We start from the raw sequence: 19,711 nt of genomic DNA on the forward strand, positions 1-19,711 counted from the left end.
GCAATCTGCTGAACCTATGATCGGTCGCCTGGTGGTGGTCGGTCTGGGGTTGATCGGCGGTTCGTTTGCCAAGGGGTTGCGCGAAAGCGGGATGTGTCGCGAAGTGGTCGGGGTCGATCTCGATCCACAATCGCGCAAGCTCGCGGTCGAGTTGGGGGTGGTGGATCGCTGCGAAGAAGACCTGGGCGTTGCTTGTCAGGGCGCCGACGTCATTCAGCTGGCGGTGCCGATCCTGGCCATGGAGAAAGTGCTTGCGCGTCTGGCTGGCATGGACCTGGGGCAGGCGATCCTGACCGATGTCGGTAGTGCCAAGGGCAACGTGGTGCGCGCTGCCACTGAAGCATTTGGCAAGATGCCGCCATGTTTCGTGCCGGGGCATCCGATTGCCGGTTCCGAGCAGAGTGGGGTCGAGGCCTCCAACGCCGAGCTGTTCCGTCGGCACAAGGTGATCCTGACACCGCTGGATCAGACCGATCCGGCAGCCTTGGCCGTGGTCGACCGTTTGTGGCGCGCGCTGGGTGCCGATGTCGAGCACATGCAAGTCGAACGTCACGACGAAGTATTGGCCGCGACCAGTCATCTGCCGCACTTGCTGGCGTTCGGCCTGGTCGATTCGTTGGCCAAGCGCAATGAAAATCTTGAGATCTTCCGTTACGCTGCGGGCGGTTTCCGCGATTTCACAAGAATCGCCGGTAGCGACCCGGTCATGTGGCACGACATCTTCCTCGCCAACCGCGAAGCTGTCCTGCGCACACTCGATACATTTCGCAGCGATCTCGACGCCTTGCGCGACGCGGTCGATGCAGGGGATGGGCACCAATTGTTGGGCGTTTTCACTCGCGCCCGGGTTGCCCGCGAGCATTTCAGTAAAATCCTGGCCCGCAGGGCCTATGTGGACGCTATGAATTCCAACGATCTGATTTTCCTGGCTCAACCTGGTGGCCGCCTGTCCGGTCGGATTCGCGTACCGGGTGACAAATCGATTTCCCACCGTTCGATCATGCTCGGTTCCCTCGCTGAGGGCGTCACCGAAGTCGAAGGCTTCCTCGAGGGTGAAGATGCCCTGGCGACCTTGCAGGCGTTCCGTGACATGGGCGTGGTCATCGAAGGTCCGCACCACGGACGCGTGACCATTCACGGCGTTGGCCTGCACGGCCTGAAGCCGGCACCGGGCCCGATCTACCTGGGCAACTCCGGTACTTCGATGCGTCTGCTGTCCGGCCTGTTGGCTGCGCAGAACTTCGACAGCACCCTGACCGGCGACGCCTCGCTGTCCAAGCGCCCGATGAATCGCGTGGCCAATCCGCTGCGTGAAATGGGCGCGGTGATCGAGACTGCCGCCGAAGGTCGTCCACCGATGACCATCCGTGGCGGCAACAAGCTCAAGGGCCTGACGTACACCATGCCGATGGCCAGCGCCCAGGTTAAATCCTGCCTGCTGCTGGCCGGTCTGTACGCCGAAGGCAAGACCACCGTTACCGAGCCGGCTCCGACCCGCGACCATACCGAGCGCATGCTGCGCGGTTTCGGCTACCCGGTGAGCGTTGATGGTGCCACGGCATCGGTTGAGTCCGGTGGCAAGCTGGCCGCGACCCACATCGAAGTGCCGGGCGACATTTCGTCGTCGGCGTTCTTCCTGGTGGCGGCATCGATCGCCGAAGGTTCGGACCTGGTGCTCGAGCATGTCGGCATCAATCCGACCCGTACCGGTGTGATCGACATCCTGCGCCTGATGGGAGCGGACATCACTCTGGAAAACCAGCGTGAAGTCGGCGGCGAACCCGTGGCTGACCTGCGTGTGCGGGCAGCTAAACTCAAAGGTATCGAGATTCCGCAAGCGCTGGTTCCATTGGCCATTGACGAATTCCCGGTGCTGTTCGTGGCCGCTGCCTGTGCCGAAGGGCGCACTGTGCTGACCGGCGCCGAAGAGCTGCGGGTCAAGGAATCGGATCGCATCCAGGTCATGGCGGACGGTCTGCTGGCACTGGGCGTCAAATGCGAACCGACCCCGGACGGCATCATCATCGACGGCGGCCAGATCGGCGGCGGTGAAGTGCACGGTCATGGTGATCACCGTATCGCCATGGCGTTCAGCGTTGCTTCGCTGCGCGCCAGTGCGCCGATCCGCATTCATGATTGCGCCAACGTCGCGACGTCGTTCCCGAACTTCCTGGCGCTGTGCGCGCAGGTCGGTATTCGCGTGGCACAAGAGGCGCAGTCGTGAACAACATTGCACCGGTCATCACCATCGATGGGCCAAGTGGCTCGGGCAAGGGCACGGTAGCCGGGATTCTGGCCAAGCGCCTGGGCTGGAACCTGCTGGATTCCGGTGCGTTGTACCGCCTGCTGGCGTTCGCCGCGCATAACCATGGTGTCGACCTGACCAACGAAGAGTTGCTGAAGAAACTTGCCGCTCATCTGGACGTGCAGTTCATCGCGGCGACGGACGGTCAGCTGCAACGCATCATTCTGGAAGGTGATGAAGTCAGCGATGTCATCCGCACCGAAAGCGTCGGTTCCGGCGCGTCCCAGGTGGCTGCGTTGCCCGCTGTGCGCGAGGCGCTGCTGCAGCGCCAGCGTGCTTTTCAGGAAGCGCCGGGCCTGGTGGCGGATGGGCGCGACATGGGAACGGTGGTTTTTCCTGATGCGCCGCTGAAGATTTTTCTGACCGCCAGTGCCGAGGAGAGGGCACGCCGCCGATATTTGCAGTTGAAGGGCAAAGTCGAGGGTGTTAGTCTGTCGAGTCTGCTAGATGAGATACGTGCACGCGATGAGCGTGACACCCAGCGAGCGGTAGCCCCGCTCAAACCGGCGGCTGACGCCATACAGCTGGATTCCACGGAATTGTCCATCGACCAGGTGCTGGAACGCATCATGAGCGAGATCGCCATCCGCGATATCGCCGGGTGACCAAGAGGGCCGCAGGGGACCAGTCATAGTCCTGCGGTGGCTTCTTTTAAATGAAACTAACCCACACCGTCTGGGGTGTGGAGATGGGCGTTTTCTTCGCCCTCATCAACAGGAATTAAAATGAGCGAAAGCTTTGCGGAACTCTTTGAAGAAAGCCTAAAAACCCTGAACCTTCAGGCAGGCTCCATCATCACCGGTGTTATCGTTGATATCGATTACCAGGCTCGCTGGGTAACCGTTCACGCTGGCCTGAAGTCTGAAGCACTCATCCCGCTTGAGCAGTTCTACAACGACGCTGGCGAACTGAACATCAACGTCGGTGACGAAGTTCACGTTGCTCTGGACTCGGTTGAAGACGGCTTTGGTGAAACCAAGCTGTCCCGTGAAAAAGCCAAGCGCGCTGAATGCTGGATTGTTCTGGAAGCAGCCTTCGCAGCCGAAGAAGTGGTCAAGGGCGTTATCAACGGTAAGGTTAAAGGCGGCTTCACTGTCGACGTTAACGGCATCCGTGCGTTCCTGCCAGGTTCTCTGGTTGACGTCCGTCCAGTGCGCGACACCACGCACCTGGAAGGCAAAGAGCTGGAATTCAAGGTCATCAAGCTGGACCAGAAGCGCAACAACGTTGTCGTTTCCCGTCGTAGCGTCCTGGAAGCCGAGAACTCCGCCGAGCGCGAAGCTCTGCTGGAATCCCTGCAGGAAGGCCAACAAGTCAAAGGTATTGTCAAGAACCTCACCGATTACGGCGCATTCGTCGATCTGGGTGGCGTCGATGGCCTGCTGCACATTACCGACATGGCTTGGAAGCGTATCAAGCATCCTTCCGAAATCGTCAACGTTGGCGACGAGATCGATGTCAAGGTTCTGAAGTACGATCGCGAGCGCAATCGTGTTTCCCTGGGCCTGAAGCAACTGGGTGAAGATCCATGGGTTGCTATCAAAGCCCGTTACCCGGAAAGCACTCGCGTTACCGCGCGTGTAACCAACCTGACCGACTACGGCTGCTTCGCTGAGCTGGAAGAAGGCGTTGAAGGTCTGGTACACGTTTCCGAAATGGACTGGACCAACAAGAACATCCACCCTTCGAAAGTCGTACAAGTCGGCGACGAAGTGGAAGTCATGGTTCTGGACATCGACGAAGAGCGTCGTCGTATCTCCCTGGGCATCAAGCAGTGCAAATCTAACCCATGGGAAGATTTCTCTGGCCAGTTCAACAAGGGCGATAAAATCTCCGGCACCATCAAGTCGATCACCGATTTCGGTATCTTCATTGGTCTGGACGGCGGCATCGACGGTCTGGTTCACCTGTCCGACATCTCCTGGAACGAAGTGGGCGAAGAAGCCGTACGCCGCTTCAAGAAGGGCGACGAGCTGGACACCGTTATCCTGTCGGTTGACCCAGAGCGCGAGCGCATCTCCCTGGGTATCAAGCAACTGGAAAGCGATCCGTTCTCCGAGTACGTTCAAGAGAACGACAAAGGCGCCATCGTTAAAGGCATCGTGAAGGAAGTTGACGCTAAAGGCGCCATCATCACTCTGGCCGACGATATCGAAGCGACTCTGAAAGCCTCCGAAATCAGCCGTGACCGCGTTGAAGACGCGCGCAACGTTCTGAAAGAAGGCGAAGAAGTAGAAGCCAAGATCATCAGCGTTGACCGCAAGAGCCGTGTAATCCAGCTCTCGATCAAGTCGAAAGACGTTGAAGACGAGAAAGAAGCAATCCAGAGCCTGCGCGACAAGCCAGTAGCTACTGATGCTCCTGTGGCCACCACTCTGGGTGACCTGCTGCGTGCACAAATGGAAAAACAGAACTAAGTTCTGATTTTCTGTAAAAGGGGCGACTTCGGTCGCCCTTTTTTGTGCCTGGAATTTGGTGAGGCGCGCCCGGCTTTGGTTGCTCGAGTCGTGAACCAAAGCTGCTGAGAAAATGTCTGATTGTTTAGTCGGATCAAGTGCTTGTTTGCGGCTAGTCTTTAGCTTGAGACTAATGATCGCCCATTGGGCTTTCTGGCAAAAGGACGTGAATGAACAAGCTAATTGTCGCAGTAGCAGTGCTGGCGCTAGCGGGTTGTGCCACCAATGCCAAAACTCACGCAGTGCGCGGGGTGAGCGGCATTGAGGTTGATTGTTCGGGGCTCGGTTCGAATTGGGATAAGTGTTACAAGCGCGCGGCCAAGGAGTGCAGGGGGGCGGGCTATAAAGTGGTGGCGAGGTCTGACGATGTGAAGGAGGAGGAAGATGGCTTCCCCTTCGGCTTCAATCCCGCAGGTTTCCTGACGCGCACTATGCTGGTGATTTGCCGATGAGACAGTGATGGCTCGGAGGTCTCCTCGCTCCAGGAATCAGGCATTCCGGGGTGGTGGGATGTATGGCAAAACTCGGGCTGTTCAAAATCATGCCGGCGTGCTAAAACCTTTGGAGCGCTGATCTAGCTGCTTGAAAAAGAAGGGAAAAATATGACGAAGTCGGAGTTGATCGAACGAATTGTCACCCATCAAGGGCTGCTTTCATCCAAGGATGTGGAGCTGGCCATCAAGACCATGCTTGAGCAAATGTCCCAGTGTCTGGCTACCGGAGACCGTATCGAGATCCGGGGGTTTGGCAGCTTCTCTCTGCACTACCGTGCTCCACGGGTTGGCCGTAATCCGAAAACCGGTCAGTCTGTCAGTCTCGACGGAAAATTCGTTCCGCATTTCAAGCCAGGCAAGGAGCTGAGGGATCGGGTGAATGAAGATGAAGACGTTGAGCTGTAATCAGGAACGACGGGTGGTTTTCCGATGACTAATGCCAAACGCATAGTTTTTTTTGTAGCTGCACTACTGATTGTATTTGTGATAGTCATTTTTGTGCTTGAAAATAGGCAAGACGTTTCGCTGGTGTTCCTTGGCTGGTCATCGCCGAAGCTTCCGTTATCCATATCGCTAATTTTGGTGTTACTGAGCGGTATGGCAATAGGGCCGCTTCTAGCTTTTATTTTTGCGCAAAAGAAGAAAAGGCATCCTAGAATTAGTTAAAATACGAGTTTGGAATACGAAGCGCAACATCATAAATGCATACTAGAAAAGGCTGGCCAGAATGACGAATGCCCCATCGACCAAGCCCGGGTCGGATGAGATAGATTTATTTGAGTTGATGAGATCCATTTGGGCTCAAAAAGTAATGATACTGTGCACTACCTTGGTTGTTGTTTTGTGTGCGGCAGCTTATGCGTTTATCAGTAAGCCAGTCTATGAGGCGCGTGTATATTTGCTTCCCCCAACTTTAAATGGAATAGCCGATTTTAACTATGGTCGAACCAAAGAGTTGGAGCTTACACCTTATACAGTAAAGGATGTGTATGATGTTTTTACTCGCAACTTGCAAAGTGAGGCTTTGCGTCGCGCATTCTTTCTAGAAGTGTATTTGCCATCGCTATCTGATGCAGATCGAAAAGACTCACAAGATGAATTGTATTCAAGGTTTTTAAAGAAGCTGACTATAGGGTTGCCCTCCAAAGAACAACCAGATCGATATTCAGTTTCAGTCCAGGATAAAGATCCTGCGCGCGCAACCGAGTGGGTGAAAACCTTCACAGCAAATGCAGGTAAAGCCTCTAAAAATGAGGTGATTACCAACGTTACGCGGGAAGCAGAAGTTCGCGCACGTAATATTGGTCAGCAAATAAGTATTTTGCGGCAGACTGAGAGTGGGATACGGAATGATTCGATTAGCCGACTACAAGAAGCGTTGAGGGTTGCGCAGTCGATTGGTCTTGAAGAGCCTCCTATAATTGCTGGTAATGTTGCCGCCGAAGTGACTGCGACCATGGATGGCCAGTTGACGTACATGCGAGGCACCAAAGCGTTAAGTGCAGAAATAAAAAATTTGCAGGACAGAAAAAGTAACGATCCCTTCATAAAAAATCTTCGTATGCTTCAAATCAAGAAGTTCTTCTATGAAGACTTGCAGATTGATCCCTCCAGCGTTTCTGTTTACCGGCAGGATGGATCTATTGAGTTACCTGATGAACCCATCAAGCCTAAGAAGATGCTGTCCATAGGGTTGGCTTTGATTGGAGGCGGGCTCCTGGGTTTACTGATTGGTTTGGTTCGTTACTTGTGGGGGCGGCGTAAAGTGCTTTCTTGAGATTTCTCTAAGGCAAGTGCTGGATATTGGGTGCTTGCATTGACTCTTCGATAGCATTGTGCGAGATCAGGTTCGTGGATGTACAGTCAATGGTTTTCGACTGATAGTTACCGGTTACCATTACAATCACTACTCTTGGTTGTGAGCAGAAAACGCAGGGCTTAGCTGATGTGCCTTAAAGCAAGCTTGTAACTGGTAATGGTAGAAAAATAATATTTAGCACTACAAATTCAATTGGTACATCAAGAATGGCCTATCTAACCGACGAAGAACTTCAAAAATTGGGTTTCAAGAGTCTTGGCAAGCAGGTAAAGATCAGCGACAAGGCGTGTATTTACAATGCGGACAAAATTGAGATAGGCGATTTTTCCAGGATTGACGATTTTTGCGTGATCTCGGGATGCGTAAAAATTGGTCGGTACAATCACATCACACCAATGTGCCTCGTCGCCGGAGGTATTCCTGGCATTGTCATGGAAGATTTTTGTACATTGGCATATGGAGTAAAAGTCTTTTCGCAATCGGACGATTATAGCGGCGAGACATTGACCAACTCTCTCGTTCCGAAAAAATTCAAAAACGAGAAATTTTCCGCTGTTCGACTCGGTAGACATGTCATTGTAGGAGCAGGGGCGGTTGTTTTTCCGGGTGTTGAAATATCAGAAGGTTGTTCTATAGGCTCAATGGCATTAGTCACTAGGTCGACTGAGGCATGGGGTATATATGCCGGCGTGCCAGCGAAGCTTATAAAACAACGTAAAAAAGATCTGCTGAAACTCGAAGTCGAATTTTTAAGTGAGCAAAAAAATGATCCCATTTAACAAACCGCCATATACTGGCAATGAAGATCAGTACGTTCTCCGTGCCATGCGCAGTGGCAAAATGTCGGGAGATGGTGAGTTCACTGCTTTGTGCCATCAGTGGTTTGAGAAAACGTTGGGCTGCGCCAAGGCGCTATTGACGCCTTCCTGTACTCAGGCATTGGAAATGGCCGCAATTCTCATCGATATTCAGCCTGGTGATGAAGTCATCATGCCAAGCTATACCTTTGTTAGTACGGCAAACGCCTTTGTGCTGCGAGGGGCAAAAATCGTGTTTGTCGACATTCGTCCAGACACAATGAATATTGATGAAACTCTTATTGAGGGTGCTATTACATCTCGAACCAAGGCGATCGTGCCTGTGCATTATGCAGGCGTCGCTTGCGAGATGGATACAATAATGGATATTGCCCAGCGCAATGGTTTGTTTGTAATAGAGGACGCTGCTCAGGGAATGATGTCCACTTACAAAGGGCGTCAACTGGGCTCTATTGGCCACATGGCTGCGTTTAGTTTTCATGAAACAAAAAATTTTACAAGTGGTGGTGAAGGGGGGTTGTTGATTATTAATGATGCTCGCTTCGTTGCTCGAGCAGAAATAATTCGGGAAAAAGGGACAAACCGCAGTCAGTTTTTTAGAGGGATGATTGATAAATATACATGGGTAGATGTGGGAAGTAGTTATCTTCCTGGTGAGTTGCAGGCAGCTTATTTGTATGGTCAGTTAGAGCGTTGTGAATATATAAATTCTGCGCGTCTTGCCCTCTGGGAAAAGTATCATCAGCATTTTAAGTCTTATGAAAAAAAGGGGGTTGTTGATCTCCCTGTGATACCAGATGGCTGTGTTGCGAATGCCCATATGTATTATATGAAAGTGAAAGATATTAATGTACGTACAGCGGTACTGAGCAAACTAAAGGAAGCTGGTGTTGGTGCAGTGTTTCATTATATTCCGTTGCATTCGGCGCCGGCTGGAAAAAAACTTGGTGTGTTTTCAGGTGATGATAAGTTTACCACCCGTGAAAGTGAGCGCCTTATTCGTTTGCCTCTCTGGTTAGGTATGAATGCCGATGAGGAAAATGAGGTCAAGAGCCAAGTAACTGCAGCGATTATGTCCTGTGGCGCGTAACGAGTGTAGCGACAAGCTTCAATATCGGAAAGCTGTTTCCAGCGCCGTATTGACCACTCTCGCCCAGGCTTCAAAAATAGTTGTCGGCTTTCTCGTTCTTAAACTGATCGCTCTATATTTAGGGCCAGACGGATTGGGGAAGCTTGGCCACTTTATGAGTCTGACTTCGATACTCGCTCTGCTGGCTGGCGGAGGTATCGCTCATGGCGTCATAAAATATTCCGCAGAGTACAGGAATAATAAATTTAATCTCTATAGGCTTTTGAGTACGGCCTCGGCTTTTGCATTTGTCGTTTCTGTCGTTTTTGCTTTGTTGTTTTTGCTTTTTGCTCATCCGATATCAGTGTTCATACTTGGGGATGGTAGTCTCGCCTGGGTTATATCACTGTTATCGGTTTTTCAGTTTTTGCTTGCCTTTAATATGCTGTTTTCCTCTGTCGCAAATGGACTTGCTGATGTTAAATCGTTCGCAGTTGCTCAGATAGTTGGTAATTTAATCTCATTACCTTTTGCTTGGTTGCTGATATTGAAGTTTGGGTTGCCGGGTGCGGCGATCGCGATTATATCGATCTTGGCAATGGCGGTATTTCCAAGTATTTATTTGTATCTGAGGTCTTCACTACGTTTCAGGTTTAGATGTGGGAAAATAGATCCGTTTTTACTTAAAAAATTAAGCTGGTTCAGTTTAATGTTGTGCGTTAGTGCGGTCGCATTTCCCGTTGTCGAAATTTATATACGACAAAATCTAATTAGTAATGCTGGCTATACCCAGGCGGGAATTTGGCAAGGTCTGATTAGGCTCTCTAGTGCATACTTAGGTTTTTTTAGTGTTTTTTTGGCATCCTATTTCATGCCGATGATTTCTAGGATTAATAATAAAAGGGAAGTAGAGCGACTTACCCATAAATTTGTAGTTTTTGTCATGGTCGTTTTCGCAGTCGGAGGTGGAACGCTTTATTTTTGGCGGGATTTTTTTGTCCCCTTGCTGCTCTCTAAAGAGTTTGAGGGGTTAAATGAGTTTTTGCTATACCAGTTAGTTGGTGATTTTTTTAAAGCGTCTAACTATGTCATTGGTTTTGTTGCGGTTGCGAGGGCGGCAACCCGTATTTACATTATTTCAGAGCTTTTTCAGGCTGGTTTATTTGTATCTCTAAGCTTGTTGATTGGGCGGTTTATTGTTGGCGCAGAAGGTGTCACGGTTGCGTATATGATGTCCTATGTCATGTGTTTTCTTGTAAGTGTTCTTGCGTTGAAGTTTTGGGTGCGTAACTGATGTCTTTTGAGTTTGTTTGGCCTATTTACGCGGTATTCATATTTTTGACCATTTCCGGCGGTGCGGAAATGCTGATTAAACAAGGGTGGGTCAAGCAGCTTGCGGTTTTTTCGTCGGCTATAGCTCTCGTCATATTAGCGGCATTGCGGAGTTTGGGCGTAGGTAGCGATGACGTTGCCTACGCGCAAATGTTCACGGATATTCCGTTTTTTTTTGGATGTGATGAATTTTTATGCGGTTATAACTACTCCCAGTTCAATGTGGAACTCGGTTTTTTTACTCTACTATCTATGTTGCGCGGTTTTGGTAGCGAGCCTCTTGTGCTTTTCAGTGTGGTTGCATTAGCCTCTGTAGCGCTGAATGTCAGGGCGATAAAATTTTTTTCTCCCCATGCCGGCGCAGCGATCCTTGTATATTTTTGTCATTTTTATCTTAATAAAGAACTAAATGCTATTCGTCTTGGTTTGGCTTCCGCGCTTCTATTTTGGGCCGTGACGTTTATTCCTGTGCGGAAGGTCGGTATGTTCATGCTTCTGGTGATCTGTGCCGCATTTGTGCATGTGTCATCATTGTTGATTCTACTACCGTTCGCTATTTATCAGCTTCGACCAGGTCGCACTATGTACGCGGCCGTCGCGCTTTTTCTTCTGACTTTTACGGCGCTTTTTGATATACAAACATTTTTTTCATATTTGATCAATTTTGGGTTTATAGGTGAGAAAATAAATCTGTATCTCAATGCGGAAATTTATAACTATCCGTTACCCTTGTTTAGTGCTGTAAATTTAAAGAATTTGTTTTTTGTGGGGTTAGCCTTGGCTTTCTGGCGCACAATCTCAAGTAGATATGAGTATTTTGAGTTGGTTTTTTGCTTCTTTTTTTGCGCAACGTTTATACGGATTGCATTGGGCGATTTTGCAATTGTCGCGGGAAGGAGTTATGCGGCTATTTCGATGTTTGAGTACGTCTTGTTACCGTTTGTCTTTTTTTCGCTGTTTGGCAAGTGGGTGGGCTACGCTCTAATAGTGTTGTATGCAGGGCTGACTTTATACTTGAATCTGACAGATAATGCAGGTTGGACAGGTGAAGCAGTTCAGTTTTTTAATTTCAATAATTAGTAAGTAGAGAGTAAATTGAAAAATATACTTTTTGTGATGGGTGGCCTATCCATGGGGGGCGTAGAAACCTACGTGGTCCGTTTGGCCACCGAATTACAGAAGCAGGGCCACTCCGTCACTGTGATTTTGCTCTCCAATAAGCATGATGACTTACTCTTCCAAAAGCTATCGTCTGTAGCAACAGTTTGTGTTGTTGAGTATTTTCCTTTTTTTGGGGCGTCCAGTTGGCTAAACGCTTTGGTGCCTGCGAGTGCGTGTTCTCATACTCATTTTGACGTGGTCCATGTTGTTGATTTATTAACTTTGTCATATGTGTATTTCCAGCGGAAAAAATATTCTTTCGACGCATTATCTATCGGTATCTATCATTCTCGAGAAATTGTTTGGTGGCGCGGTCGAAATGTATATTTTAGAGAAAAGATGCTTGAATTGTACGATCAAAATGTAAAGCTTACTCTGTTTCCGAATGAGAGTACTGCGGAGATTGCAGCTACTTACAAGGCTTTAGATGTTGGTGATGTGGCATTGTTGCCATTGGGTATATCACTTGAGCATTATAGTAAATGTTATCCTGACAAACTGTCATTAAAGCTGTTGTCTGTTGGTCGTTTGGTGGACTTCAAGGTTTATAATAGGCATGTAATATCTATATTGTCCAGCTTGCGACTTGTTGGTGATTTTCATTATTTTATATATGGTGACGGGCCCGAAAGAGAAGCGCTAGAGGCTTACTCGAACCAGTGTGGTGTTGCGCAGTTTGTGCACTTTATGGGTGAAGTAAAGTATTCGGATCTTCCTGAGATTTTTAATGACGCTTTTTGCTTTATAGGTTCTGGTACCACTCTGATCGAAGCTTCTGCAGCGGGTGTGCCATCGATTGTTGGGATAGAATCAATATCGACTCCCGATACGTGTGGGTTTTTTTCAGAAATTGACGGCTACTCATACAACGAAGCTTCAGCAACAACGCGTCGAATTCCTATTCTTGAATGCATAGAAATGCTATATCGAATGGAAGTTACCCAATATAATTCACTGTCTGATGCTCATAGAGATAAAGCTGGGCAGTTTAATATTGAGGATACAACTTCAAAATTTATCGATTTGTCGACATGTTATCCGGACTTTAAGATTAGATTCAGTAGATGCCGAGCTGTACTTTCTTTTGTGTACTCTATTGTGAAGCTTGGGCCAAAGGCTCTCAAGTCAAGATTTGATAGCGTGTAAAATGTTGCGTGAGTTTCTGGGCCTGCATATATCTGACTCATTTACGGTTGGTCCAGCAGTTAGTCGCAAGGAAATTAAATGCTTAAACTCGAAGGTGTAAATTTGGCTGTTGCGGGTCTTGGTTATGTGGGCCTGTCGCTGGCTGTAGAGTTTGGCAAGAAAGTGAACGAGGTCCGGTTTTATTTTGGAAAAACTGGGGTTGATGCGCTGAAAACTTATCATGGTTTTACGTGTGAAGTACCTGGCAGTGTATTAAGGTCTGAATTTCATCGAATAAAAAATATTAAAAAAGTCACCTCTGGATTCACTCGGAAAACCGCTGGTCTGGTCGATTTGTTATATGGCAGCCCTATCAAGGCAGGGGCTCATAAGACCCAAGGCATTAATGTCACCGAAGCGGCAGAGACTATTGATAATGCTCTGCGCGATTTGAATATTGGGGGCTCGTGCATCGGCCGGCTGCGCGATCATTACGATGTTTAGGAATATTATTTCTTTCGATTTTCGTTTTCGTAAAACCATACCGTTTTACTCGAAAAATATAGGTGGTGTGCTGACAGAGGCCCTATCAGTTCCCGAGCTATTGACTAAGTTGTCGACTGCAGCCGTTTGCAGATTGGCAGATTTGATTGGGAAAGCACCTCGAAAAATACTTGGTCCGAGTTACTCGCGTTGGCCAAACGCTCAAAAGAAGGTGCTTGCTAGATGAAAATCCTGGTGGTAACGCAATATTTCTGGCCTGAGTCGTTCATTATTAATGATTTGGTCAAGACTTTGGCGGCTCAAGGGCATGACATCAAGGTTCTTACTGGTAAGCCAAATTACCCTGATGGCATTGTCTTTGGTGGTTACAGTGCTTCTGGATATCAGGAAGAAAAATTCGACTCTTCCGTTAGTGTTTGTCGTGCACCACTCAGACCACGTGGTGCTTCCGGCGCAAAAAATCTGATGCTGAACTATTTTTCGTTTATTTTAAATGGACTTAAGTTTTACCCGGCAGCAGTAAAAGGTGAAGATTTTGACGCGATTTTTGTGTTTGCACCTTCACCTATTACTTCAGTAATTCCTGCGATTTACTTGAAGTGGAAACTCAAGAACCATCTGGCTGTATGGGTTCAGGATCTCTGGCCGGAGAGCTTGAGTGCGACCGGGTTCATCAAGAACAAAGCAATATTGCGCGTTGTGGGCTGGATGGTGAAAGGTATTTATGCCTTCGTCGATACGCTTCTTGTTCAGTCGAGGGCATTTCGAGAACCGGTCGCCCGTTACGCCAATCCTGGCAAGGTTGTGTATTACCCCAACTCATATCAGGACGTACCGCGGAGTATCGAGGAGACCCGGATTCCCGCCCCCTTGCTCGCGGAGCTAGACAATCATTTCTGTCTGGTTTTTGCTGGAAACCTGGGGACTGCCCAGTCGGTCGAAACCCTCATTGAGGTAGCTGACAAGCTTCGCCATTTGTCGGAAGTCAGGATTGTTTTGGTCGGAAGCGGCAGTATGTCGAGCTGGATCGAAACCCAGAAGGAATCCCGAGGTTTGGACAACCTTATACTCGCCGGACGCTTTGCAGCCACTGAAATGCCGCATTTTTTCAGTCGCGCTGAGGGATTGTTGGTGACGTTGAAGCAAGATGAGGCGTTCTCCTATACCATCCCTAGTAAAGTTCAGGCTTACCTGGCAGCGGGGAGGCCGATTATCGCCGCGCTGGACGGGGAGGGCGCGCGCGTCATTCAAGAGGCGGGAGCCGGTCTGACCACCGCGGCGCAAGACGCCGAAGGTATGGCCTATTGCATTGAGCAGCTTTTTCGCATGACTTCGGATGAGCGGGAATCGATGGGACAGGCAGGTCGAGCGTATTACCTCGAGCATTTCGAAATGGAGCGGCAAAGTCAGCGTCTGGTCGAAATTCTCAGTAGCAGGATCAATGAATTAAAAGGTAGCTCAAAATGAAAGTTCTCGTGTTAGGGGTCACCGGAATGCTGGGCAGTACAGTGTTCAGGCAATTCCATGGAAACCCGCACTACGAGGTGTGGGGCACTTTGCGCAATCCGGGTGGCGCAAGATACTTTTCTGAGGACATGCACAGTTCGTTGATCAGTAATGTCGACGTGCTAGACCAGGATTCGCTGGTTTCGGTGCTGGCACGGGTCAAGCCGGACGTCGTCATCAACTGCGTCGGACTGATCAAACAATTGGCCGATGCCAAGGACCCCCTTTCCGCACTCCCTATCAATGCCATGTTGCCGCATCGCATTGCCAAGTTGTGCACGCTGTCAGGTTCCCGGCTGATTCATATCAGCACCGATTGCGTGTTTTCTGGCCGCAAAGGCATGTACACCGAAGAGGACATCTCCGATGCAGAGGATCTCTACGGTAAGTCCAAGTACATCGGTGAGCTTCACGATGAACTGAATGCTATCACCCTGCGGACTTCGATCATTGGTCACGAACTGGGGAGCCAGTATTCGCTGGTGGACTGGTTCCTGTCCCAGAACGCACCGGTCAAGGGTTATGAGAAGGCCATTTTTTCGGGGCTTCCAACCGCAGAATTGGCGCGTGTCATTCGCGATTACGTGATCCCGAATCCAGGTCTCCATGGCCTTTATCATGTTTCCGTGGCGCCAATTGACAAACTGTCTCTTCTGAAGATGGTGGCGAAAGTTTACGAAAAAGAAATCGATATCATCGCGGATAGTCAAGTTTCCATAGATCGCTCACTAAACTCCTCGAAGTTTCAGGCGGCAACCGGTTACGTTCCACCGTCGTGGTTGGAATTGGTTAAATCGATGCGCGCGTTGCGTTGATCATTAAATTCAATCAGGTTTGGGAAGGTAGTTATGTTCGATAATAAGGTTTTGATGATCACGGGCGGTACGGGCTCGTTTGGCCATACGGTGTTGAAGCGTTTTCTGGATACTGATGTAAAAGAGATTCGTGTATTCAGCCGTGACGAGAAGAAGCAGGAAGATATGCGCATTGCCTTGTCGAATGACAAGGTGAAGTTCTACATCGGTGACGTGCGTGATCGCGACAGCCTGGATCAGGCGATGGTGGGGGTGGATTACATCTTCCACGCCGCAGCCCTGAAACAGGTGCCTTCCTGCGAGTTTTACCCGATGGAAGCCGTGCGTACCAACGTCATGGGTACCGAGAACGTTTTGAATGCGGCTATTGCTTCGGGCGTGCAACGCGTTGTCGTACTCAGTACCGACAAAGCAGTATACCCAATCAATGCCATGGGCATTTCCAAGGCCATGGCTGAAAAGCTGATGGTTGCCAAATCGCGGATGATTCCGGCGACAGGCCCGGTGATTTGCGCAACCCGCTACGGTAACGTCATGGCATCCCGCGGTTCTGTGATCCCGTTGTTCATCAATCAGTTGCAGAGTGGCGAGCCGCTGACCGTCACCGACCCGAACATGACACGTTTCCTGATGTCGCTCGAGGATTCCGTTGACCTGGTCCTGCACGCGTTCGAGCATGCCGAGCAAGGTGATATTTTCGTCCAGAAAGCACCAGCCTCGACAGTGGCGGACCTGGCCCAGGCACTCAAGGAACTGTTTGTTCGCGACAATGCCGTCAAGGTCATTGGTACTCGCCACGGCGAAAAACTCTACGAGTCGCTGATCTCCCGAGAAGAAATGGCCAAGGCCGAAGACATGGGGCGCTACTACCGCATCCCTTCGGACAATCGCGACCTTAACTACAAGAAGTTTTTTGTCGAGGGCGAGCAGGAAATTTCCGATCTCGACGACTACACCTCCCACAACACCGAGCGTCTCGATGTAGAAGGCGTGAAGAAAGTTCTGTTGAATCTGGAATACATTCAGGAGCAACTTGATGCTTAAGGTCATGACGCTGGTCGGGACGCGACCAGAACTTATCAAGATGAGCCGCGTTATTGCCGAGCTTGATAAGCAGGTTAATCATGTGTTGGTTCACTCGGGTCAGAATTACGACTTCGAATTGAATCAGGTCTTTTTCGATGATCTCGAAATCCGCAAGCCTGATTACTTTCTGGGGGCTGCCGGTGATACCGCAGCCAAGACCATTGCCGAAGTCATTTCGAAGGCGGACGAAGTATTCGAGGCCGAAAAGCCTGATGCACTTCTGCTCTACGGCGATACCAATACCTGTCTGGCCGTCATTGCCGCCAAGCGCCGCAAGATTCCGGTGTTCCATATGGAAGCCGGCAACCGCTGTTTTGACCAGCGCGTCCCTGAAGAGTTGAACCGCAAGGTGCTCGATCACCTCAGCGATATCAATATGGTCTTGACCGAACATGCCCGGCGTTACCTGATCGCTGAAGGCATTCGTCCTGAAACCATCATCAAGACCGGCTCGCATATGGAGGAGGTGCTCGACTACTACATGCCGAAAATTCTCACTTCCGACGTGCTGGCGCGAGAAGGCCTGGAGCAGGACAAGTTCTTCATCATCAGCGCTCACCGTGAGGAAAACGTCGATACGACGGAAAACCTTCGCGACTTGCTCAAAACGCTGCGAGCCCTGGCCGACAAGTACCAGTACCCGATCATTGTTTCCACGCATCCTCGTACGCGCAAACGTCTGGAAGCGATAGGCGAATCGCTGGACCACCCCTTGATTCGCTTCTCGAAGCCATTCGGTCTGCTCGACTACATCAAGTTGCAGATGTCGGCGTTCTGCGTGCTGTCCGATAGCGGCACCATCACAGAGGAAGCCTCTCTTCTGAATCTGCCCGCCATTACCATTCGTAATGCGCACGAGCGTCCGGAAGGGATGGATGAAGGCACTCTCATCATGAGCGGCCTGAAAGTTGAGGGTGTTCTGGATGCCGTACGTGTAGTTACCAGCCAACATGATCGTAGCCAGCGTGTTATCCCGGTTGTCAGGGATTACCAGGCAGGTCCTGTGTCGAAGCAGGTCGTTCGGGTCGTACTGAGTTACACCGACTACATCAATCGTACTGTCTGGTCGAAATCCTGAGCGTCGTCGAGGTTTGAAAAATGCGTGTTTTATTGACAGGTGCTACGGGTTTCGTCGGTCGCGCAGTATTGGGTCGCTTGGCGGCCTCTGACGATCTGGAACCGGTGGCTGCCATTCGCGGGCACGCCCTGCCTGACTGTCCGTCGCGCGTTATTACCGTTCGAACCGCCGGGCTCAGTGCTGATACCGATTGGTCTCAGGCGCTGGATCAAGTGGAGGTTGTCATTCATGGCGCGGCTCGCGTTCACGTCATGAATGACACCGAATCCGATCCGCTGGAGGCGTTTCGCAAGGTGAATGTCGAGGGCACGCTAAGCCTCGCTCGGCAGGCAGCCTCGTCGGGTGTTCGCCGCTTTGTGTTCATCAGTTCGATCAAGGTGAATGGCGAAGGTACGCCGCTCAATCAGCCTTACTTCGCCGACGCGACGCCCGCACCAGGTGATCCGTACGGCGTTTCGAAAATGGAGGCCGAGCAAGGGCTGCGTGAAATTGCGAGCACTTGCGGGATGGAAGTGGTGATCATCCGTCCGGTACTGGTTTACGGTCCGGGCGTGAGAGCCAACTTTCTGAACATGATGCGTTGGCTGGACAAGGGAATACCCTTGCCGTTCGGCGCTATCCATAATCGACGCAGCCTGGTCGCTCTGGAAAATCTTGCGGATTTGATCGTGACCTGCATCCGTCATCCGGCCGCCGCCAATCAGACTTTCCTCGTCAGCGACGGGGAGGATTTGTCCACGACACAATTGTTGACGCGGATGGCAAAGGCATTGGGTAAACCTGCCCGCCTGTTGCCTGTGCCAAGCGTGTTGCTTGAACGAGGGGCGCAGTTGCTCGGCAAGAAGGCTTTGTCGCAACGTCTGTGCGGTTCGTTGCAAGTCGATATCAGCAAAACTCGGGAGTTGCTGGGCTGGATTCCGCCGGTCAGCGTCGATGAGGCGCTTGTCTCGGCTGCCAACTACTACAAGGAAAGGCAGCGCTAAGCTGGCTTATGGCAATGCCGGTTCAATTGCAGAATTGATTGTGGCTGTTTCAGGAAGTTGACCTTTGAACACAATATGGTTGTTGGCGTTGGTGGTGGGTGTTTCATTTTTGGGCACCGGTGCATTGCGCAAATACGCGCTGGCACGCAGCTTGATAGATGTTCCTAATGCGCGTAGTTCACACTCGGTCCCGACCCCCCGGGGTGGTGGTGTGGCTATCGTCCTGAGCTTTCTGATCGCGTTGCCAGTCCTGGCCTGGACAGATGCCGTCGCCTGGCCGATAGCGCTGGCTCTGCTGGGGGCCGGCGGCTGGATCGCGATCATCGGGTTTCTCGACGATCATGGGCATATTGCCGCGCGCTGGCGCCTGCTTGCGCATTTCGCGGGTGCCATCTGGGCATTGATCTGGATTGGCGGGATGGCGTCGATCAACCTGTTCGGCTTCGAGTTCAGTCTCGGTTGGTTCGGATATGTCATCGGCGCCTTCTACTTGGTCTGGATGCTCAATCTCTATAACTTCATGGATGGTATTGATGGCCTGGCCAGCGTCGAGGCGATTTGTGCCTGTGTCGGTGCTTGCCTGGTCTACTGGATCGCAGGCCACACCAACCTCGCGATTGCTCCGCTGGTGCTGGCGATGGCCGTATCGGGTTTCCTCGCCTGGAATTTCCCGCCAGCGAAGATTTTTATGGGCGATGCCGGCAGTGGTTTTCTGGGCATAGTGCTGGCGGTGATGTCGCTCTATGCAGCATGGACGAATCCACTGTTCCTCTGGGCCTGGCTCATATTGTTGGGCGTTTTTATTGTTGATGCCACCTTTACCCTCATTCGTCGGCTGTTGCGTGGGGATAAGGTTTATGAGGCCCATCGCAGTCATGGATACCAGTATGCTTCACGACAATATGGCAGCCATCGGGCGGTCACGCTGACAATTGCTGCGATCAATTTGTTGTGGTTAGTGCCAGTGGCTATATTGGTCGTCATGCAATATATCGATGGCGTGGCAGGCGTGGCCCTGGCCTACGTGCCTCTGGTGTTGCTGGCTTTCAAGTTTCACGCGGGCGAGTTGGAAATCGCTGGCAAGGCGTGATGAACGCATTGGTTTTTGAGTATTGCTTTGTCGGTAAGTGAGTTACCGAAAGCTGCAGTTGCTGTATCAA

The 19,711-nt window shown here is 50.7% G+C and carries 19 protein-coding genes; all 19 read left to right on the forward strand.

What is annotated here, in order from left to right:
• Positions 1 to 16 precede the first annotated feature (16 nt).
• Positions 17 to 2,224 (forward strand): bifunctional prephenate dehydrogenase/3-phosphoshikimate 1-carboxyvinyltransferase, encoded by a 2,208-nt coding sequence (locus BSF40_RS19590; protein ID WP_256589565.1) that lies wholly within the window; start codon positions 17 to 19, stop codon positions 2,222 to 2,224.
• On the forward strand, positions 2,221 to 2,910 hold the full coding sequence (cmk, locus tag BSF40_RS19595) for a (d)CMP kinase (RefSeq protein ID WP_007973641.1): 690 nt from the start codon (positions 2,221 to 2,223) through the stop codon (positions 2,908 to 2,910). The genes BSF40_RS19590 and cmk overlap by 4 nt, the downstream gene beginning before the upstream one ends.
• A gap of 120 nt (positions 2,911 to 3,030) precedes the next feature.
• Complete coding sequence (gene rpsA, locus BSF40_RS19600; RefSeq protein WP_007973639.1) at positions 3,031 to 4,722, forward strand: 30S ribosomal protein S1; 1,692 nt, start codon at positions 3,031 to 3,033, stop codon at positions 4,720 to 4,722.
• 209 nt (positions 4,723 to 4,931) lie between these two features.
• Entirely contained in the window at positions 4,932 to 5,213 is a 282-nt protein-coding gene (locus BSF40_RS19605) for a hypothetical protein (RefSeq protein ID WP_095966354.1), read from the forward strand.
• 150 nt (positions 5,214 to 5,363) lie between these two features.
• Complete coding sequence (ihfB, locus tag BSF40_RS19610) at positions 5,364 to 5,660, forward strand: integration host factor subunit beta (RefSeq protein ID WP_095966355.1); 297 nt, start codon at positions 5,364 to 5,366, stop codon at positions 5,658 to 5,660.
• A gap of 24 nt (positions 5,661 to 5,684) precedes the next feature.
• Positions 5,685 to 5,921 (forward strand): lipopolysaccharide assembly protein LapA domain-containing protein, encoded by a 237-nt coding sequence (locus BSF40_RS19615; protein ID WP_095966356.1) that lies wholly within the window; start codon positions 5,685 to 5,687, stop codon positions 5,919 to 5,921.
• A gap of 61 nt (positions 5,922 to 5,982) precedes the next feature.
• Entirely contained in the window at positions 5,983 to 7,032 is a 1,050-nt protein-coding gene (locus tag BSF40_RS19620; protein ID WP_095966357.1) for an LPS O-antigen chain length determinant protein WzzB, read from the forward strand.
• 248 nt (positions 7,033 to 7,280) lie between these two features.
• Positions 7,281 to 7,853, forward strand: a complete 573-nt coding sequence (locus BSF40_RS19625; RefSeq protein ID WP_095966358.1) for an acyltransferase — start codon at positions 7,281 to 7,283, stop codon at positions 7,851 to 7,853.
• A complete protein-coding gene (gene rffA, locus BSF40_RS19630) occupies positions 7,840 to 8,982 on the forward strand; it encodes a dTDP-4-amino-4,6-dideoxygalactose transaminase (protein WP_095966359.1) in 1,143 nt (380 codons plus the stop codon). The genes BSF40_RS19625 and rffA overlap by 14 nt, the downstream gene beginning before the upstream one ends.
• The gene (locus tag BSF40_RS19635) at positions 8,972 to 10,255 is read left to right on the forward strand and encodes an O-antigen translocase (protein WP_172435726.1); all 1,284 of its coding nucleotides are present in this window, start codon (positions 8,972 to 8,974) and stop codon (positions 10,253 to 10,255) included. Before rffA ends, BSF40_RS19635 begins: the two co-directional genes overlap by 11 nt.
• Positions 10,255 to 11,373, forward strand: a complete 1,119-nt coding sequence (locus BSF40_RS19640; RefSeq protein WP_095966361.1) for an EpsG family protein — start codon at positions 10,255 to 10,257, stop codon at positions 11,371 to 11,373. Before BSF40_RS19635 ends, BSF40_RS19640 begins: the two co-directional genes overlap by 1 nt.
• 15 nt (positions 11,374 to 11,388) lie before the next feature.
• Positions 11,389 to 12,600: a glycosyltransferase family 4 protein gene (locus BSF40_RS19645; RefSeq protein ID WP_141249765.1), complete on the forward strand. Its 1,212-nt coding sequence runs from the start codon at positions 11,389 to 11,391 to the stop codon at positions 12,598 to 12,600.
• A 78-nt stretch (positions 12,601 to 12,678) separates the two neighbouring features.
• The gene (locus BSF40_RS19650) at positions 12,679 to 13,083 is read left to right on the forward strand and encodes a hypothetical protein (protein ID WP_095966363.1); all 405 of its coding nucleotides are present in this window, start codon (positions 12,679 to 12,681) and stop codon (positions 13,081 to 13,083) included.
• A gap of 222 nt (positions 13,084 to 13,305) precedes the next feature.
• Positions 13,306 to 14,550 (forward strand): glycosyltransferase family 4 protein, encoded by a 1,245-nt coding sequence (locus BSF40_RS19655; RefSeq protein ID WP_095966364.1) that lies wholly within the window; start codon positions 13,306 to 13,308, stop codon positions 14,548 to 14,550.
• Positions 14,547 to 15,404, forward strand: a complete 858-nt coding sequence (locus BSF40_RS19660; protein WP_095966365.1) for an SDR family oxidoreductase — start codon at positions 14,547 to 14,549, stop codon at positions 15,402 to 15,404. Before BSF40_RS19655 ends, BSF40_RS19660 begins: the two co-directional genes overlap by 4 nt.
• A gap of 33 nt (positions 15,405 to 15,437) precedes the next feature.
• Complete coding sequence (locus tag BSF40_RS19665) at positions 15,438 to 16,448, forward strand: polysaccharide biosynthesis protein (protein WP_015093995.1); 1,011 nt, start codon at positions 15,438 to 15,440, stop codon at positions 16,446 to 16,448.
• On the forward strand, positions 16,441 to 17,568 hold the full coding sequence (gene wecB / locus BSF40_RS19670) for a non-hydrolyzing UDP-N-acetylglucosamine 2-epimerase (protein ID WP_095966366.1): 1,128 nt from the start codon (positions 16,441 to 16,443) through the stop codon (positions 17,566 to 17,568). Before BSF40_RS19665 ends, wecB begins: the two co-directional genes overlap by 8 nt.
• A 20-nt stretch (positions 17,569 to 17,588) precedes the next feature.
• Positions 17,589 to 18,551, forward strand: coding sequence for an SDR family oxidoreductase (locus BSF40_RS19675; RefSeq protein ID WP_015093997.1), 963 nt, complete (start codon positions 17,589 to 17,591; stop codon positions 18,549 to 18,551).
• Between the two features lie 64 nt (positions 18,552 to 18,615).
• Positions 18,616 to 19,641, forward strand: a complete 1,026-nt coding sequence (locus BSF40_RS19680; RefSeq protein WP_095966367.1) for a glycosyltransferase family 4 protein — start codon at positions 18,616 to 18,618, stop codon at positions 19,639 to 19,641.
• Positions 19,642 to 19,711: the final 70 nt, after the last annotated feature.

The organism is Pseudomonas sp. ACN5, assembly GCF_002303975.1.
Classification (GTDB): Bacteria; Pseudomonadota; Gammaproteobacteria; order Pseudomonadales; family Pseudomonadaceae; genus Aquipseudomonas; species Aquipseudomonas laurylsulfatiphila.

Bases quoted from the DNA above. Each gene is read 5' to 3' on its own strand.
- BSF40_RS19620 (WP_095966357.1), top strand. From the start codon at position 5,983: ATGACGAATGCCCCATCGACCAAGCCCGGGTCGGATGAGATAGATTTA.
- BSF40_RS19655 (WP_095966364.1), top strand. From the start codon at position 13,306: ATGAAAATCCTGGTGGTAACGCAATATTTCTGGCCTGAGTCGTTCATT.
- BSF40_RS19605 (WP_095966354.1), top strand. From the start codon at position 4,932: ATGAACAAGCTAATTGTCGCAGTAGCAGTGCTGGCGCTAGCGGGTTGT.
- rpsA (WP_007973639.1), top strand. From the start codon at position 3,031: ATGAGCGAAAGCTTTGCGGAACTCTTTGAAGAAAGCCTAAAAACCCTG.
- rffA (WP_095966359.1), top strand. From the start codon at position 7,840: ATGATCCCATTTAACAAACCGCCATATACTGGCAATGAAGATCAGTAC.
- BSF40_RS19665 (WP_015093995.1), top strand. From the start codon at position 15,438: ATGTTCGATAATAAGGTTTTGATGATCACGGGCGGTACGGGCTCGTTT.
- BSF40_RS19640 (WP_095966361.1), top strand. From the start codon at position 10,255: ATGTCTTTTGAGTTTGTTTGGCCTATTTACGCGGTATTCATATTTTTG.
- BSF40_RS19615 (WP_095966356.1), top strand. From the start codon at position 5,685: ATGACTAATGCCAAACGCATAGTTTTTTTTGTAGCTGCACTACTGATT.
- BSF40_RS19675 (WP_015093997.1), top strand. From the start codon at position 17,589: ATGCGTGTTTTATTGACAGGTGCTACGGGTTTCGTCGGTCGCGCAGTA.
- BSF40_RS19660 (WP_095966365.1), top strand. From the start codon at position 14,547: ATGAAAGTTCTCGTGTTAGGGGTCACCGGAATGCTGGGCAGTACAGTG.
- BSF40_RS19590 (WP_256589565.1), top strand. From the start codon at position 17: ATGATCGGTCGCCTGGTGGTGGTCGGTCTGGGGTTGATCGGCGGTTCG.
- BSF40_RS19625 (WP_095966358.1), top strand. From the start codon at position 7,281: ATGGCCTATCTAACCGACGAAGAACTTCAAAAATTGGGTTTCAAGAGT.
- ihfB (WP_095966355.1), top strand. From the start codon at position 5,364: ATGACGAAGTCGGAGTTGATCGAACGAATTGTCACCCATCAAGGGCTG.
- BSF40_RS19650 (WP_095966363.1), top strand. From the start codon at position 12,679: ATGCTTAAACTCGAAGGTGTAAATTTGGCTGTTGCGGGTCTTGGTTAT.
- wecB (WP_095966366.1), top strand. From the start codon at position 16,441: ATGCTTAAGGTCATGACGCTGGTCGGGACGCGACCAGAACTTATCAAG.